Raw genomic sequence first — 15,896 nt, forward strand, 5'->3', positions numbered from 1 at the left:
AGGCGGGCTAGCCAGGGGCGCGCGAGTCGGTCTTCTGGTACAGCGTGCGGTCGAGCGTTTCAACCAGCACGCAGCATTGCCACCAGGCGCCGGCGTCTGGGCTGGCGGCAATGGCGTCGCGCAGCACGACGTGGATGACTGCAGCCATGTCGCGCTGCATCTGGGCAGGGCGCGGGTTGGTCAGCACCAGACGGGCGACGACGAATTGCGCTTGTGCGTCGTCGCCGGCGAGATACGTTTCGGCGATATGCACGCGGCTCTTGAGGTCGGTCAGCCGCGCGCTGCCGCTGTCGGCCAACTGCTGGTGGATCGTGCGCAATAGCGCGGGAAAGTCCAGGCGACGTGCCAGCGGCTCCGTCGCTTCGATCACGATATGCGGCATGGCTATGCGTGCAGGGGGGGTGAGTAGCCGGGCCGGCGTCAGATGGTTTCGGGCTCGCGCACGCTCAGCGGGCTCCCGGCCGTGTAGCGGGCGATCTCGTCCTTGCGCAGGAAGGCCACGCCGGGGTGCTGCTTGGCGTAGCGCAGGAAGGCGTCCCACGCGCGCACCATCTGCGGCGTGCCGCTGATGCGGTCGTGCGCACTGATCGACATCATGCGGCGGCGCGAGCCAGCTTCTTCGTAGAGCTGGTCGAAGTCGAGCTTGATCTGCTCAAGGAATGCTGAGGGCGAATAGTTGCGGCCTTCGACCAGCAGGATGTCGTTGTTGCGCAGCGTGTAGGGCACGACCACGAAGTCGCGGCCGTTGACCTGTTCGATGAAGGGTTCGTCGCGGCTGAGGTCATCGATGTGATACAGGTAGCCCAGCTCTTGCAGCAGCGACAGCGTATTAGGGCCGCGTCGCAACCAGTTGCAGTTGTAGCCCACGGGGCGCTGGCCCGTCACTGCTTCGACCATCGTCATGGCTTCGCTCAGGAAGGCGCGTTCCTGGGCGCGCGTCATGGCGTATTGCGAACTCCAGCGCGGGCCGTGTCCGGCGGCCTCGTGGCCGCGAGCGACGATTTCACGCGCCAGTTCAGGGTGGCGCTGCGCAGCCTCGCCGATCATGTGCGAGGTCACCTTCACACCGTGTCGGTCCCACAGGTCGAGCATGCGCGGAATGCCCTCGCGGTAACCGTAGGCAAACCACGTGTTGGTGGCCGGGTCGGACGGCATGCTGGCCGGAAAGTCGATCTTGGGGAACGGGCTGTCGGTGCCCTTGGGTGGCTGGCCGCCGGCCTCGAACTGCATTGAGATGGAGATGACAAGGCGGATGCCGTCGGGCCAGAACTGGCCTGCACCTGGCGCGCCCGCCGTCGCAGGGGCGTTGGCTCGCGGTGTCTGCGCGGTGGCGTTGCCGGCCAGCAGCGCGCCGGCAGCCAGGGCGCTTGCCCCGGCGCCTGCACGGCTGAGAAACGTGCGGCGGCCGGCGTGCGGCGGGGCGACAGCGATGTCGACGTGGGCGTCGGTGGAGGGCGGGGTATCAAGCAGTCGGGTCATGGCGCAAGCGCAAACGTGAAAGACCGGGGCATGCTAGCCTTCGCGAAATCGCTGAAATACCGCTGCCAATAGGAAACATCCTTTCCGAAACGCGAAGAATTACCCCATGCTCGACAACCTGCCCGCGCTCATTTCGTTTGCCCGTATCGTTTCCGCCGGCAGCCTGTCCGGCGCGGCGCGCGAGATGGATTTGCCGCTGTCGGTGGTCAGCAAACGCCTGGCGCAGCTCGAAGCGGCCTTGGGCGTACGCCTGATCCAGCGCACCACGCGCCGTCAGACGCTGACTGAAGAGGGCGCGTTGTTCCACAGCCGCGTGGTGCGCATCCTTGATGAAATCGAACAAGCAGAGTCGCTGTTGATGCAGCGTCGCCAGGCTGTGAGCGGCCTGCTGCGCGTGACCGCGCCCGGCCAGCTCGGGCGTCGACGCATTGCGCCCATCGTGGCGGCGTTTCAGCGGGAGCATCCGCAACTGAGCGTGCAGCTTGAGCTGACCGACGCCGTGGTCGACCTGATCGACAGCGGTTACGACATGGCCATCCGCTTTGGCGCGCTGACCGATTCGACGCTGATCGCGCGGCCGCTGGCACCAAATTTTCGGGTGCTATGCGCCTCGCCGGACTATCTGGCCGAGCATGGCGCGCCGGTGCATCCGGCAGACCTGGTGCGGCATCGGTGCATCCTCATCGGTGACCAGCGTCGTGCCGACTGGCGCTTCAGCGGCGGCGGCGAAGAGCACACCGTGCGCGTGACCGCATCCATCGTCACCAACGACGGCGAAGCCGCGCATGCGCTGGCGGCCGAAGGCGCGGGCATTGCCGTCAAATCCATCTGGGACGTGGGCGACGATCTGCTGGCCGGGCGTCTGGTGCGCGTGCTGCCGGGGCATTCGGTGTCGGCGGCACCGCTGCACGCGATCTATCCGCATAGCCAGCACCTTGCGCCCCGCGTGCGCGTGTTTGTCGATTACGTACGGGATCGGCTGCAGCAGGATTGGCGTTGGGATGCGCTGTGACGGCGGGGCAGCCGCACTCGGGCGCCTGAGGTGCTGAAGCGTCAGGCCACCTGCGGCTCGATGTTGGCCTGACGGTACAGCCCGCCCACCAGGTCCGATTCCGTGACGATGCCGGCCAGCCGGCCGTCGGTATCCAGCACCGGAATGTGGTGGTGGCCGGCGCTGGCAAACATCGGCACCAGATTCGACATGGGCGCAGTGGCAGCGATGGTCTGCACGCGCGTCTTCATATGATCGGCCACGCGCGGCGGTGTGAGGGCGCCGATGCTGAACCAGCGGCGTAACGTCTGGCGCATGTCTGCCGGCGCCAGGCCGAGCAGGTCGACGCGCGTGACGATGCCCACCACGCGCCGCGCTTCGTCCACTACCGGCAACGCCTTGAAGCCATGCTGACGCAGCAGTTGCAGCGCGCGCGGGATCGACGTGCTGGCCGAAACCGTGACCACCGGCGTGGTCATGATGTCGGCGCAGGTGAGCGCCTGGAACGTGCGGGTGTAGGCCTGGAGCTGCATCTCGCGCAGCACGGCTTCAATGTCTTCGGGATCGATGTCGAGCAGCTCGCTTTGACGGCGGAGCGCGGCGACGATGTCGGCGCGGGTGAAGCCGGCTGCGGTGGGCGGACGCTCGGCGGCGGGCAGGCGTTGCGCGTGCGGATACCGGTGGCCCGTGGCCGCGTGGTACGCCAGCGCGCCCACCAGCAGCAGCGCTGACTGGACCAGGATCGGCTCCAGCACGAAGCGATAGCCCAGCGCATGCACGGCCGGGCCGCCAATCACGGCGGTGAGCGCCACCGCGCCAGAAGGCGGGTGCACGCAGCGCAGGGCAAACATGCCGGCAATCGCTACCGAGATGGCCAGCGCCGACGCAATCACCGGATCATCCACCAGCAGCGCGAACGTTACGCCCACGGTGGCCGCCACCAGGTTGCCGCCGATGATCGACCACGGCTGCGCGAGCGGACTGGCCGGCACCGCAAACAGCAGCACGGCCGAGGCGCCCATGGGCGCGACCAGCAGCGGGATCAGCGTGGCAGCGCCCGGCACCATCTTCATCATCGTGCCGGTAAACAGGATGCCGACAAGTGCGCCGACGGCGGAGCGGACGCGTTCGCTCCACCGCACCGTCACGGGTGCAGGAATGAAGCTGTGGAGCCAGCGGCGCAGGGCAGGATGCAGAGGTGAAGCGGACATGGTCGACGGGACGGCGATTGCCCGGACCAGGCTTCACCAAAGTCAAAGAGTGCAGCCGGCGATTGTATCACTCTGTGACATAACGCACTGTCAGCGCTGTCATGACGCGGAATGCCCCAATGTAGGGCGAAGATCACGCAGATTTGTCAACGAAACGTCACCGTTATTTCACGGCGCGTGCCGAGACTGCTGGGCTTTCCAGCGCCCTGTGCGGGTTGCGAGCCCGCCGCACCATGTCCTTCATTGTCCGCCCTGCGTTTTCCCGTCCGCGTCTTTGCTCCAGCCTCGTTGCGCTTTTCGGCGCCCTCGCGCTCACCGCGTGCGGCGGCGGTGATGACACGTCCAACAATGGCACGCCGGTCGCCACCACGCAGGCCATTCCGGCGCCGCCCGCAGACCCGGGCTTTGTCGACACGGCTGCCGTGGCCAGCGGCGTACCGGCGTTCGTCGACAACATCGCCACCAACCAGCGCGGCGATGCGCGCTACGCCACGCTCGGCACCAACGCCGGTGTGCGCTTGTTCACGCGCTTTCTCGACCTGTGGCAGCCGCTGACGGAAATCGTGGATGCAGGGGTGAGCGCGCCGGCCAACGGGTCGTTCCCGGCGGTGGTCGCGTCCACGTGGACGGGCCTGCCCAATGACGGCACGGCCGGCGGCACGCAGCTCAATCTGCCGGTCTTGAACGCAAACGTTCAATACGTGGTGAATGCGACCACCAACCGCACGCAGGCCCAGGCCGACGCGGCGTACTTTGACGACCGCCGCGGCAAGGGCTACAGCGTGAGCGACGGCATGGGGCCGCTGACTACCGCGTGGCGCACGCTGGCGCAGCAGACGACGTCGATCACCACCGTGCCGGCCGATGCCACCACCGTGCTCTACAACGACAGCGGCAACAACACGGGCGTGGGCACCTCGGGTGGCAATACCGCCTTCGGCAAGGTCGTGGACCTGATCAACACGGTGGGCAACAACGCGTCCACCGAGCCGGCCAAGCGCTTCTACAAATACGCGCGCCCGTACCGCTGGAGCAGCAGCGTGGTGGTGGTGCCGACGCTGATGCCGGCCGAGAGCCCTACGCCTGCCACCGACGGCGGCTTCATCAGCGGCCACTCGGCCGAGGCGACGCGCGATGCGGTAGCCATGGCGTACTTGGTACCCGAGCGCTTCCAGCAGATGCTGGCGCGCGGCCTGGAACTGGGCGAGAACCGCATCCTGGCCGGCATGCATTCGCCGCTGGACGTGATGGCGGGCCGCATGATCGGCATCGCTGCGGCCGCGGCCAACCTGGTCGACCCGGCCAACGCCACGCTCAAGGCGGCCGCCTTCACGCAGGCGCACACCGCGCTGATGGCGCAGACCGGCACGGATGCCACGACCTTCCCGACGCTGGCCCAGTCCGGCACGCCTGCCACTGACCGCTTTGCCGACTACGCCACCAACCAGGCCAATTTCACGCGCCGCATGACGTTTGGCTTCACGCAGATTGGCGCGACGACGCTGGCGCCGGTAGTGCCCAAGGGCGCCGAGGTGCTGCTGGAAACGCGCTTCCCGTATCTGAGCGCTGATCAGCGCCGCGTGGTGCTGAAGACGACGGAGCTGGCGTCCGGCTACCCCGTGCTCGACGACGCCGAAGGCTGGGGCCGCCTCAACCTGTTCGCGGCGGCCGACGGCTACGGCGCGTTCAACGGCAACGTGATCGTGTCGATGGATGCAACGCAGGGCGGCTTCAACGCGGCCGACACGTGGCGCAACGCCATCTCCGGCGCGGGCAAGCTCACGCTGCAAGGCAGCGGCACATTGCGTCTGGCCGGCGCCAACACCTACACCGGCGGCACGCAGGTCGCAGGCGGCGTGCTGGAAGCCGATTCTGCCAACGCGTTCGGTGCGGGCGATGTGTATGTGGGCGCCGGCACGCTGGCCGTCAAGGCGCCGGCAGCGGTGGCCATTGCGGGCAAGTTCACGCAACTGCAGGGCACCACGCTGGATCTGGCCATCGGCCCGAACGGTCAGGGCAAGCTGAGCGTGGCGGGCCTCACCACGATTGCCGGCGGCACGCTGCACGTGAAATTCGTGAACGGCTACGCGCCCAAGGTGGGCGACACCATCGCCGTGGTGGATGGCGCGGGCAGCAACCGCCAGTTCTCGTCGGTGGTCGTTGACGGCTTCAAGGCCACGGCCATCTACACGGCCACCGGCATCCAGATCCATCTGGACGCCTGACCGTCTGAACGCTCACCGGAGCGGCAGAAGCACGTCGGTCACGGCTTCGTGTTCGGGCACATCGGGGTAGAAGCGCACGCGCTGGAACAGCAACGGCGCGTCGCGCAGTTCCTCGCCGCTGGCGGGCAGCCAATCGACATACAGGTACGCCACGCTCTGACCGAGCGTGTCGTCGGAGCCCGTGTGGCGCAGCACGGCGTAGCGCCCGCCTGCCAGCGTCTTGGCCATCACGCCCGCTTCATTGGGCGCTACCGGTGCTTGCGTCGCCGCGCAGATGTCCATGCGGAACGCCTCGGGCGGCACGTCGTCGGGGTTGTCGTAGACGACGTTGTATGTGGCCGAAACGCTCGGGTGCAGACGATGCTCGCGGCGCCAGGCGATGAACGCGCGAAGGGTCTCGCCCAGGCGTGCTGGGTCGCCGCGATGCTCGATGGCGGCGACGGGCACGGCCTCGCGTTCGACGATCTCGACGGATTGGGTGTGCGGTTGTGCGGGCATGTGTTGGCTCCTGAGGGCGCGCAGCGCCTGTAGATCGGTCGCCCAGGATGCCCACTGCGGCGCCGCCCGGAAGGCTGACGGCGATTGCCCCGCCTGCCTGCGGAACGCCCGCGCAAATGCTTCCGGCCCTTCGTATCCGCACGCCAGCGCGATGTCGGTGATACGCGCATCGTCGCGATAGGCGAGTTGATGCGCGGCGCGCTTCAGGCGCAGCAACTGCACATAGCGCCCGACGTTCATGCCGAACAGCAACGAGAACTGGCGGTGAAAGTGGTACCTGGAAAACGCCGCCACGTCGGCCAACCCATCCACGTCCAGCGTGTCTTCCAGATGCGCGTCGATGTGCGCGAGCACGGCGCGGAAGCGGGCGAGGTAGCGGTCGGTGGGGTCGGTGGCGGTGGTCAACGCGGCGGCTCCTGGGTAGCGATACGGTAGCGGTGCGCTCGCGCCTGCGCCTGACCGCAATTGCTCGACGCCATAAAAAAACCGCCCCGAGAGGCGGTTTCTTGCGTGCGGCATCGCTGGCTCAGGCAAACGCCTTGGCCGGCTCGCCCGCCAGGCCAGCCGCTTCGCGCAGCAGCAGGGCCTTGTCGGTGGCCTCCCAACTGAACTCCGGCTCTTCGCGGCCGAAGTGGCCGTACGCGGCGGTCTTTTCGTAGACCGGGCGCAGCAGGTCCAGCATCTGCACGATGCCCTTCGGGCGCAGGTCGAAATGCTCGTGCACGAGCTTGGCGATCTGGTCGTCGGGGATCACGCCCGTGCCTTCCGTATACACGGTGATGTTGATCGGGCGTGCTACGCCGATCGCGTAGCTGACCTGCACCTGGCACTGGCGCGCCAGGCCGGCGGCCACCACGTTCTTGGCCACGTAGCGCGCGGCGTAAGCGGCCGAACGGTCGACCTTCGACGGGTCCTTGCCCGAGAACGCACCGCCGCCGTGAGGGGCTGCGCCACCGTACGTGTCGACGATGATTTTGCGGCCGGTCAGGCCGCAGTCGCCTTGCGGGCCGCCGATGACGAAGCGGCCGGTCGGGTTCACCAGATACTTGGTGTCGGCCAGCATGTGCGAAGGCAGCACCGGCTTGATGATCTCTTCGATCACGGCTTCGCGGATGGCCTCTTGCGACATCTCCGGCGCGTGCTGGGTGGACAGCACCACGGTATCCACGCTGTGCGGCTTGCCATCCACATAGCGCACCGTCACCTGCGACTTGGCGTCCGGGCGCAGCCAGGGCAGGCGGCCGTCGCGACGCAGTTGCGACTGGCGCTCGACCAGGCGGTGTGCATAGTAGATCGGGAAGGGCATCAGTTCGGGCGTTTCATCGCACGCGTAGCCGAACATCAGGCCCTGGTCGCCGGCGCCCTGGTTCAGGTAGTCGTCCGATGCGCGGTCCACGCCCTGCGCGATGTCCGGCGATTGCTTGTCGTAAGCGACGAGGACGGCACAGCCCTTGTAGTCGATGCCGTAGTCGGTGTTGTCGTAGCCGATGCGCTTGATGGTCTCGCGCGCAACGTGGATGTAGTCGACGTTGGCCGTCGTGGTGATTTCACCCGCGAGCACCACCAGGCCGGTGTTGCACAGCGTTTCTGCTGCGACGCGCGCATATTTGTCCTGGGCGAGGATGGCGTCCAGGATGGCGTCGGAAATCTGGTCGGCGACCTTGTCGGGATGGCCCTCGGAGACCGACTCCGAGGTGAAGAGGAAGTCGTTTGACACGGCTGTTAGCTCCAGATTGGCTATCACGTTGCCAATCCGTTAAGCCACGGCCGGCGACGCTTTAGCGGTATTTAGCAACCTTGCCGAGGTTTGTGGCCAAGCAAGGATTCGCCCCGCAAGTTGTCAGTTAACTCGGCGAATCGCGCTATTATACGCGGCACTTTTCTGGGCCGCAGCAAGGCCTGCCAAGACCCTGCTCCCCTGTCGACTGCGACCAACACATTGCAGCGTACGCACGCATGACCTTCCTCTACTGGCTGTTTTCACGCCTGCCCCTGCCAGTGCTGCAGGCGCTGGGCGGCTGGCTGGGAGCGTTGGCCGCCAAGGTGCCCGGCCGCTATCACGACCGGCTCATCGCCAACTTCCGCCACGCCTATCCCGACGTCACGCCCGCCATGCTCAAAGAGGCCGGGCGCTCCGCCGGCCGGATGGTGTTCGAGATGCCGTACTTCTGGGTGCGCAAGAACGGGGCGCAGGTCGCTCCGCACCTGTTCGACGTCTGCCGGTCTGTGATCGAACGGGCGCTTGCCGACGGGCGCGGCCTGATCTTCCTCACGCCGCATCTGGGCTGCTTCGAGGTCTTGCCGCAGGCCTACGCGAACGAGCATCCGGTCACATCGCTGTTCAAGCCGCCGCGCAAGGAAAGCCTGCGCACCTGGATCGAGAACATGCGCAAGGGGCCTAACATGCACATGGCGCCGGCGGACCCGCGCGGTGTGCGCATGCTCGTGCGCGCACTCAAGCGCGGTGAGGCTATTGGCATCCTGCCCGACCAGACGCCCACCGGCGGCGAGGGCGTATGGGCGCCGTTCTTCGGCAAGCCGGCCTATACGATGACGCTGGTGCACCGTTTGCACCGGCTGACAGGTGCGCCGGTCGTGGCCTTGTTTGCCGAGCGACTGCCGCGCGGCGCGGGCTACCGCCTGCACGTGGAAGAGATCGGCGATCTGCCTGAAGATGCCACGCAGGCCGCCACCCGCATCAATGCCGCCATTGAACGGTTGATTGCCGTGGCGCCGACGCAATATCTCTGGGGCTATAACCGCTACAAGCATCCCAAGGGCGCGGACGCTCCACCCGCTGCCTGACACTGCTGCCTTTATGGAACGTTTCTCTGCCAAACTCGGACTCGGCTTTTTGTGGCTGTTGTCCTTCCTGCCGTACGGTTTTGTCGCGCGTTTTGGCGAAGGCCTGGGCGGGCTGCTGTACCGCATTCCCAATGGCCGCCGCCGCGTGGTGCTGGCCAACCTGCGCGCCTGTTTTCCCGAGAAGTCCGACGCCGAGCGTGAAGCCATGGCGCACGACGTCTTCCGCAAGGTCTTCCGCAGCTTTGCCGAGCGCTCGTTTGCGTGGTTCGCATCAGAAAAGCGCCTGATGCGCGTGGTGAAGATCGACGACCAGGCCAATCTGCCGGCGCTCCACGGCCAGCCGCACATTCTCGTCACCCTGCATCTGTCAGGTGTGGAGATCGGCGCGCTGGCGCTGACGGACTACCTGCGCACGCACGTCGGCAACGCGGGCTGCTCGCTGTACACGCGCATGGCCAATCCGGTGCTCGATGACGCCATTAAGGCGCTGCGCAGCCGCTTTGGCGCGACCATGGTGTCGCGCAACGAAAACATCCGCCAGATCATGCGCACCATCAAGCGCGGCGAGGCGCTGCAGCTCATCTCGGACATGGATTTCGGCGAGCGCGACTCCGAGTTCGTGCCGTTCTTCGGCGTGCCGGCGCTCACGCTCAACGCCATTCCGCGCATGGCGTCGATGACGGGCGCCAAGGTCGTGCCGATGTACACCGAGATCCTGCCGAACTACGAGGGCTATGCGCTGCGCATCCTGCCCGCGTGGGAGAACTACCCCACCGGCGACCTGACCGCCGATACGCGCCGGATGAACGCCTTCTTTGAAGACGCGATCCGCCCGCGCATCACCGAGTATTACTGGGTGCACAAGCGTTTCAAGCACCGCCCAGAGGGCATGCAGGGCATTTATTGATGCCTGCGGCCGGCCCGGGGCAACCGGGGCCGGCTCGCTTTAGAATGGGCGTTTTCCGAACGCTCATCGCCGCATCTGTGCGGCCCGCCATGAAACTGCACTTCACCAAGATGCACGGCGCGGGCAACGACTTTGTCGTGCTCGACGGCATCCAGACCCCCATCGACTTCACGCCCGAGCAATGGGCTGCCATTGCTGACCGCCACTTTGGCGTGGGGGCGGACCAACTCCTGCTGGTCGAGCGTTCGACACGGCCCGACGTCGATTTTCGCTACCGCATCTTCAATCACGACGGCGGCGAGGTGGAGCACTGCGGCAACGGTGCCCGCTGCTTCGTCAAGTTCGTCACCGACCGGGGTTTGACCGATAAGCGCACCGTGCGCGTGGAAGTCATGAACGGCATTGCCACGCTGACGATGCAGGACGACGGCCAGGTCACAGTTGACATGGGCGCGCCGGTGTTCGATGCGGCACGCCTGCCGTTCCTGCCCGAGGGCCTGCCCACCCGCGTCGAAGGCGACGACACGCAGCACGCGCTGCAGATCAACGGCCGCACTGAATGGCTGTCGACCGTGTCGATGGGCAATCCGCACGCCGTGCAGATCGTCGACGATACGGAGGCCTTTCCCGTACTGGAAGACGGCCCGTTGATCGAATCGCATGCCGTGTTTCCGCGTCGCGTGAATGCGGGTTTCATGCAGATCGTCGATCGCCATTCCGTGCGTCTGCGCGTGTACGAGCGCGGCGCGGGCGAGACGCTCGCCTGTGGAACCGGCGCGTGCGCAGCGGTGGTGGCCGGCATCTGCCGTGGCCTGATCGATTCGCCCGTCAAGGTGGCCACACATGGCGGCGATCTGACCATCGCGTGGGCGGGCGTTGGCGAGCCGGTCATGATGACGGGGCCCGCCACAACCGTCTTTGAAGGCACGTTGGACCTGGATGCGCTCAAGCTGACCGCCGCCGCGCATTGATACCTCGGATAGCGCACGGCGGCCTACCGCCTACCTCAGAACAACAAGCCAACAAGGAGATACCGTGGCATCCAGCGGCAAGAACCCGATTGACTCCTGGTATTTCGACGGCAGCAGCAAGTTCAAGATTGCCAAGTTCGATCCTGCCGCCAAGCCGTGCACCACGGGCAGTAAGGCCGGTGACCTGGCGCAGCTGGCCGAACTGTCTGCGCGCATTGAGGCACTCCAGGACATTTTCTATGCTGAGCATCGGCGCAAGTTGTTGGTCGTGCTGCAAGGCATGGATACCGCGGGCAAGGATGGCACGGTACGCACCGTGTTCCGTGCGCTCGACCCGCTCGGTCTGCGCGTAAAGGGCTTCAAGGTGCCGACGCCCCTGGAGCTGGCGCACGACTTTCTCTGGCGCATCCATGCGGAGGTGCCGGCCGCTGGCGAGATCGTCATCTTCAATCGCAGCCATTACGAAGATGTGCTGGTCACTCGCGTGCATGGAGACATCGACGCCGCCGAGTGCAAGCGCCGCTACGCTCACATCAACGCTTTCGAGCAGATGCTGGCCGAGACCGGTACCACCATCGTCAAGTGCTTTTTGCATATCTCCAAGGATGAGCAGCGCGACCGGCTGCAGGAGCGCATCGACGATCCGCAGAAGCACTGGAAGCTCGGGATGGCGGACATTGAAGAACGCAAGCTCTGGGATGCCTACATGGCCGCCTACGAAGACGCGGTCAATGCCACAGCCACCCCGCACGCGCCGTGGCACATCATTCCGGCCAACTCCAAGTCGCATCGCAGCCTGATGGTGGCGGAGATTCTGCTGCAGGTGATGGAGCGGCTGAAGCCGGAGTATCCGGCGGGGAATCCGGCGTTTAAGGGGCTGAAGATCGAGTAGGGTGTTGGGTTGTGGGTTTATGAACCACAAAAAACAAAACCCCGGCGAAGTCCATCAACCGGGGTTTCCCAACAGCACAGCAAAAAGCGTCAGATCGCGCTAACGCCGTATTTGTCCCGATAGGCCGCAGCCTTTTCACGATACCCAGCCAGCGCCGGATCACCAGCCCCATCCAGATACCCCAGCAGATCATCCAGGTTGGCAATCGACACAACGGGCATCCCATACTGAGCCTGCACATCCTGCACCGCAGAGCGCTCGCCGATATCCACAGCATTGCCGCTGCGCTCCATCCGATCCATCAGGATCAGCACGGCAGCCGGCGTCGCGCCAGCGGCGCGAATCAGCTCAACCGACTCGCGCACCGAAGTGCCAGCGGAAATCACGTCATCAACGATCACCACGCGCCCTTGCAGCTTCGCGCCGACCAGGCTGCCGCCTTCGCCGTGGTCCTTGGCTTCCTTGCGGTTGTACGCAAAGCCCACATTGCGGCCCAGGCCTGCGAGCGCCACGGCGGTGGCCGATGCCAGGGTGATGCCCTTGTAGGCCGGCCCGAACAGCATGTCGAACTCGACACCCGAGTTCAGCAAGGTTTTCGCATAGAATTGCGCGACTTGGCCCAGCAGCGCGCCGTCTGCAAACTTGCCGGCGTTGAAGAAATAGGGCGACGTCCGCCCCGCCTTGGTCACGAATTCCCCGAACGACAGCACGCCGGCTTCCACCGCAAAGCGGATGAAGGATTGGCGCAACTCGCTGTTTTGGCTCATCTTTTTTCTCTGGTCTGCAAAAAAGTCCCGCCATGTTACGCATCATTTCCGCCAACCTCAACGGCGTTCGCTCCGCTGCCAGCAAAGGCTTTTTTGAATGGATGGGCAAGCAGGACGCCGATTTCGTCTGCGTGCAGGAACTGAAATGCGCGCAAGACGACATGACGCCTGAATTCCTGGCGCCGCACGGCTACCACGGCGTGTTCCAGCACGCGGTGAAAAAGGGCTACAGCGGCGCGGGCATCTACACGCGCCACAAGCCCGACGAGGTCATCATCGGCTTCGATAACGGCGAGTTCGACGCCGAAGGCCGTTACGTCGAAGCCCGCTACGGCAAGCTGTCGATCATCTCGGTCTACGTGCCGTCGGGCTCCAGCGGCGAAGAGCGCCAGCAGGCCAAGTTCCGCTTCATGGACCTGTTCATGGAGCACCTCAAAGGCCTGCGCCACGAAAAGGGCCGCGAGGTCGTGCTGTGCGGCGACGTCAACATCGTCCACAAGGAAATCGACATCAAGAACTGGAAGGGCAACCAGAAGAACTCCGGCTGCCTGCCTGAAGAGCGCGCGTGGCTGACCAAGCTGTTTGACGAGGTCGGCTATGTGGATGTTTTCCGCACGCTGGACGACCGCCCCGAGCAATACACGTGGTGGAGCAACCGCGGCCAGGCTTACGCAAAGAACGTCGGGTGGCGGATCGATTACCAGATCGCCACGCCGGGCATTGCCGCCACGGCGCGCCGCACGTCGATCTTCAAGGACATCAAGTTCAGCGACCATGCGCCGCTGACGATCGATTACGACACCAAGGTGCATTGGTAAGCACTTTATTGCGCTGCCGCAGACATTTCTTCGTCAGCCGCTACAATGCAAAACTCACGCGCCGGCATGGGGCCGGCGTTGTGCTTTTTGCTCCTCTGTTTTTAGCGAGATCGCCATGGCATTCAAGGTTTTCGTCGACGGTCAGGAAGGCACCACGGGCCTTCGCTTGCTCGACTATCTGTCGCAACGTGACGATATCGAGCTGCTGCGCATCGCCGAAGACAAGCGCAAGGATTCCGCCGAGCGCGCCAAGTTCCTGAATGCCGCCGATGTCGCATTCCTGTGCCTGCCGGACGTCGCCTCGCGCGAGGCCGTCTCGCTGGTCAACAATCCGAACACCTGCATCATTGACGCCAGCACCGCGTTCCGCACGTCGGACGACTGGGTCTACGGCCTGCCCGAACTGGCTCAGGGCCAGCGCGAGCGCCTGCGCAACACCAAGCGCATCGCCGTGCCGGGCTGCCACGCCAGCGCCTTCGTGCTGCTGATGCGCCCGCTGGTGGAAGCGGGCATCGTGCCGGCCGACTACCCGGTCACCGCGTTCTCGCTCACCGGCTACAGCGGCGGCGGCAAGGCGATGATCGCCGACTACCTCGCCGCCAATAATCCGAAGCTCGACAGCCCGCGCCCGTACGCGCTGGCACTGGCACACAAGCACCTGCCGGAGATGCGCGTGCAGAGCAAGCTGTCGCTCGCCCCGATTTTCACGCCGGTGGTCGGTAACTTCCTCAAGGGCCTGGCCGTGACGATCGGCCTGCACCCGCAGCATCTGGCACGCAAGGCGAGCCCGGCAGACATCGCCAAGGTGTTTGCCGATTATTACCAGGGCGAGCAGTTCATCCGCGTGGCGCCGGCTGACAACGTTACGACGCTCGACAACGGCTTCTTCGATGTGCAGGGCGCCAACGACACCAACCGCGCCGACCTGTTCGTGTTCGGCTCCGACGAGCGCATGGTCGTCACCGCGCGTCTGGACAACCTGGGCAAGGGCGCGGCCGGCGCCGCGGTGCAATGCATGAACGTGCATCTGGGCGTGGACGAAGCGACCAGCCTGCACGTGGAAGCGCCGATTCCTGCAGCCGGCGCCGAGCACGCCGTGCGCGAAGCCGCTCCAGGTTTTGCGAGCTGATTGCCGCCTGAGCTGAAACGAAAAACGCGCCTTCGGGCGCGTTTTTCTTTGCCGGCGCGACTTACTTGCTTTGCGCGCCTGCCGGAATGTTGAACAGCATGCCGCCGCCGTTGCCGCCCGCCATCACGCTCGGCGTCACGCCGTTCCATTTCTCGATGGCGGCGCGTTCGAGTTTCAGGCGTTCCCACGCAAGCAGGCGGTCATCCAGCGATGAGGCGAGCGCATGGTTGGCCGCGGCTTCGCCTTCCGCAATCGCCACCTTCTTCTTGGCTTCGGCCTGGGCGGAACGCACTTCGTTCTCGGTGCGGATCGCGTCCTGGATGGCCTTGGTCTTTGCGCTCACCGCATCGAGCAACGCACGCGGCGGACGCAGCGAGCCGACAATGCCGAACTGCTTGATCGACACGCCCAGCGGTGCAAGCCGCGCGTCCAGCTCGTTGGTCAGCCGCGCGACGAACTCTTCCTTCTTGCCGCCGTTCACGTCATCAAAGTTGTATTCGGAGCCGATGGCGACGATCACGTTGCGTGCCGTGTCGCGCAGGTAGCCGTGCGTGAAGGTCTCGATGCGATCGGCGCGGAAGTTGGTGTAGAACGCCGGCACCTTGTCGCGGTCGAGCTGGTACGAGACGGCCACGTCCACATTCACGGGCACGGCGTCCTTGGTATTGAACGTCAGCTCTTCGTTGAGCGCGTGGCCTTCGTTCACATCCTGCGTCCAGATCACGCGCTGCACGTAGGTCGGGTACTGGATGATCGCCGTCTGCACAGGGTTGTAGAAGACGAACCCGGTGACGACGTTTTCATGTGTGATACCGCGATCGACGAGCCGGTTGATCTTGATGCCCGTGTAGCCGGGCGGAATGATCTGCCAGTTCAGCAGGAAAGTCCGCCCGATGGCCAGCGCCGCAATGGCGCCAAAGACGAGCGCGAGCAGTTTGACCGGCAGCTTGCTTGCCGTGACTTGAGGCATGAGGGTTCCCCTTGTTTGTTGGTTTGCTTCTGAGGTGTGGCTGGCGGGGCGGGCGCGTTGCTTACGCAACGGCCCACTTGCTGGCGCAGGAATCGTCAGCGATTCCCGTCAGGGATGGCCGCGCCCGGTGGGCGGGTGGTGGCAAGCAAGCTTGCCAATGGTGATGAGGCGGTGAGCTTCAATACGGCCGAGATGGCGCATTGCGATGCCCGGATGTTGCGATGCACAAAGTA

The 15,896-nt window shown here is 65.3% G+C and carries 15 protein-coding genes; 8 read left to right on the plus strand and 7 right to left on the minus strand.

All coding sequences use genetic code 11. The features are described from left to right. Window positions 1-7: 7 nt before the first annotated feature. Window positions 8-382: a 5-carboxymethyl-2-hydroxymuconate Delta-isomerase gene (locus BM136_RS19325; protein WP_092974313.1), complete on the minus strand. Its 375-nt coding sequence runs from the start codon at window positions 380-382 to the stop codon at window positions 8-10. Window positions 383-420: 38 nt separating this feature from the next. After that, window positions 421-1,479, minus strand: coding sequence for a polysaccharide deacetylase family protein (locus tag BM136_RS19330; protein ID WP_092974316.1), 1,059 nt, complete (start codon window positions 1,477-1,479; stop codon window positions 421-423). Window positions 1,480-1,585: 106 nt separating this feature from the next. Between BM136_RS19330 and BM136_RS19335 the strand changes: the two genes are divergently transcribed. Beyond that, window positions 1,586-2,491 carry a LysR family transcriptional regulator gene (locus BM136_RS19335; RefSeq protein WP_092974319.1) on the plus strand — a complete coding sequence of 302 codons (906 nt, stop codon included), beginning with the start codon at window positions 1,586-1,588 and terminating at the stop codon, window positions 2,489-2,491. A gap of 41 nt (window positions 2,492-2,532) precedes the next feature. On the opposite strand, the gene BM136_RS19340 is transcribed toward BM136_RS19335, so the two are convergent. After that, window positions 2,533-3,681 (minus strand): HPP family protein, encoded by a 1,149-nt coding sequence (locus BM136_RS19340; protein WP_092974322.1) that lies wholly within the window; start codon window positions 3,679-3,681, stop codon window positions 2,533-2,535. Between the two features lie 233 nt (window positions 3,682-3,914). Here BM136_RS19340 and BM136_RS19345 point away from each other — a divergent pair, with 233 nt between their 5' ends. Further along, the gene (locus BM136_RS19345; RefSeq protein WP_092974325.1) at window positions 3,915-5,906 is read left to right on the plus strand and encodes an acid phosphatase; all 1,992 of its coding nucleotides are present in this window, start codon (window positions 3,915-3,917) and stop codon (window positions 5,904-5,906) included. Between the two features lie 12 nt (window positions 5,907-5,918). Here BM136_RS19345 and BM136_RS19350 read toward each other — a convergent pair whose 3' ends face one another. Beyond that, window positions 5,919-6,809, minus strand: a complete 891-nt coding sequence (locus BM136_RS19350) for an AraC family transcriptional regulator (protein WP_175537171.1) — start codon at window positions 6,807-6,809, stop codon at window positions 5,919-5,921. A gap of 121 nt (window positions 6,810-6,930) precedes the next feature. Continuing rightward, window positions 6,931-8,121 carry a methionine adenosyltransferase gene (gene metK / locus BM136_RS19355; protein ID WP_092974328.1) on the minus strand — a complete coding sequence of 397 codons (1,191 nt, stop codon included), beginning with the start codon at window positions 8,119-8,121 and terminating at the stop codon, window positions 6,931-6,933. Between the two features lie 239 nt (window positions 8,122-8,360). On the opposite strand from metK, the gene BM136_RS19360 reads away from it, so the two are divergent. The 4 genes from BM136_RS19360 to BM136_RS19375 all read left to right on the plus strand — a co-directional run bounded on the left by BM136_RS19360 (window position 8,361) and on the right by BM136_RS19375 (window position 11,979). Then, on the plus strand, window positions 8,361-9,209 hold the full coding sequence (locus tag BM136_RS19360) for a lysophospholipid acyltransferase family protein (RefSeq protein ID WP_092974331.1): 849 nt from the start codon (window positions 8,361-8,363) through the stop codon (window positions 9,207-9,209). Window positions 9,210-9,222: 13 nt separating this feature from the next. Further along, window positions 9,223-10,116, plus strand: a complete 894-nt coding sequence (locus tag BM136_RS19365) for a lipid A biosynthesis lauroyl acyltransferase (protein WP_092974334.1) — start codon at window positions 9,223-9,225, stop codon at window positions 10,114-10,116. Window positions 10,117-10,205: 89 nt separating this feature from the next. Beyond that, the gene (gene dapF, locus BM136_RS19370; protein WP_092974511.1) at window positions 10,206-11,087 is read left to right on the plus strand and encodes a diaminopimelate epimerase; all 882 of its coding nucleotides are present in this window, start codon (window positions 10,206-10,208) and stop codon (window positions 11,085-11,087) included. 64 nt (window positions 11,088-11,151) lie between these two features. Next, the gene (locus tag BM136_RS19375) at window positions 11,152-11,979 is read left to right on the plus strand and encodes a polyphosphate kinase 2 family protein (RefSeq protein WP_092974337.1); all 828 of its coding nucleotides are present in this window, start codon (window positions 11,152-11,154) and stop codon (window positions 11,977-11,979) included. 89 nt (window positions 11,980-12,068) lie between these two features. Here the strand turns inward: BM136_RS19375 and pyrE are convergent, their stop codons facing one another. Beyond that, complete coding sequence (pyrE, locus tag BM136_RS19380; RefSeq protein WP_092974340.1) at window positions 12,069-12,746, minus strand: orotate phosphoribosyltransferase; 678 nt, start codon at window positions 12,744-12,746, stop codon at window positions 12,069-12,071. Between the two features lie 32 nt (window positions 12,747-12,778). Here pyrE and BM136_RS19385 point away from each other — a divergent pair, with 32 nt between their 5' ends. Next, window positions 12,779-13,564, plus strand: coding sequence for an exodeoxyribonuclease III (locus BM136_RS19385; RefSeq protein ID WP_092974343.1), 786 nt, complete (start codon window positions 12,779-12,781; stop codon window positions 13,562-13,564). A 115-nt stretch (window positions 13,565-13,679) separates the two neighbouring features. Then, a complete protein-coding gene (argC, locus tag BM136_RS19390; protein WP_092974346.1) occupies window positions 13,680-14,693 on the plus strand; it encodes an N-acetyl-gamma-glutamyl-phosphate reductase in 1,014 nt (337 codons plus the stop codon). A gap of 61 nt (window positions 14,694-14,754) precedes the next feature. On the opposite strand, the gene BM136_RS19395 is transcribed toward argC, so the two are convergent. Next, window positions 14,755-15,663 (minus strand): prohibitin family protein, encoded by a 909-nt coding sequence (locus tag BM136_RS19395; RefSeq protein ID WP_092974349.1) that lies wholly within the window; start codon window positions 15,661-15,663, stop codon window positions 14,755-14,757. Window positions 15,664-15,896 lie beyond the last annotated feature (233 nt).

It is taken from the genome of Ralstonia sp. NFACC01 (assembly GCF_900115545.1).
Taxonomy (GTDB): Bacteria; Pseudomonadota; Gammaproteobacteria; order Burkholderiales; family Burkholderiaceae; genus Ralstonia; species Ralstonia mojiangensis.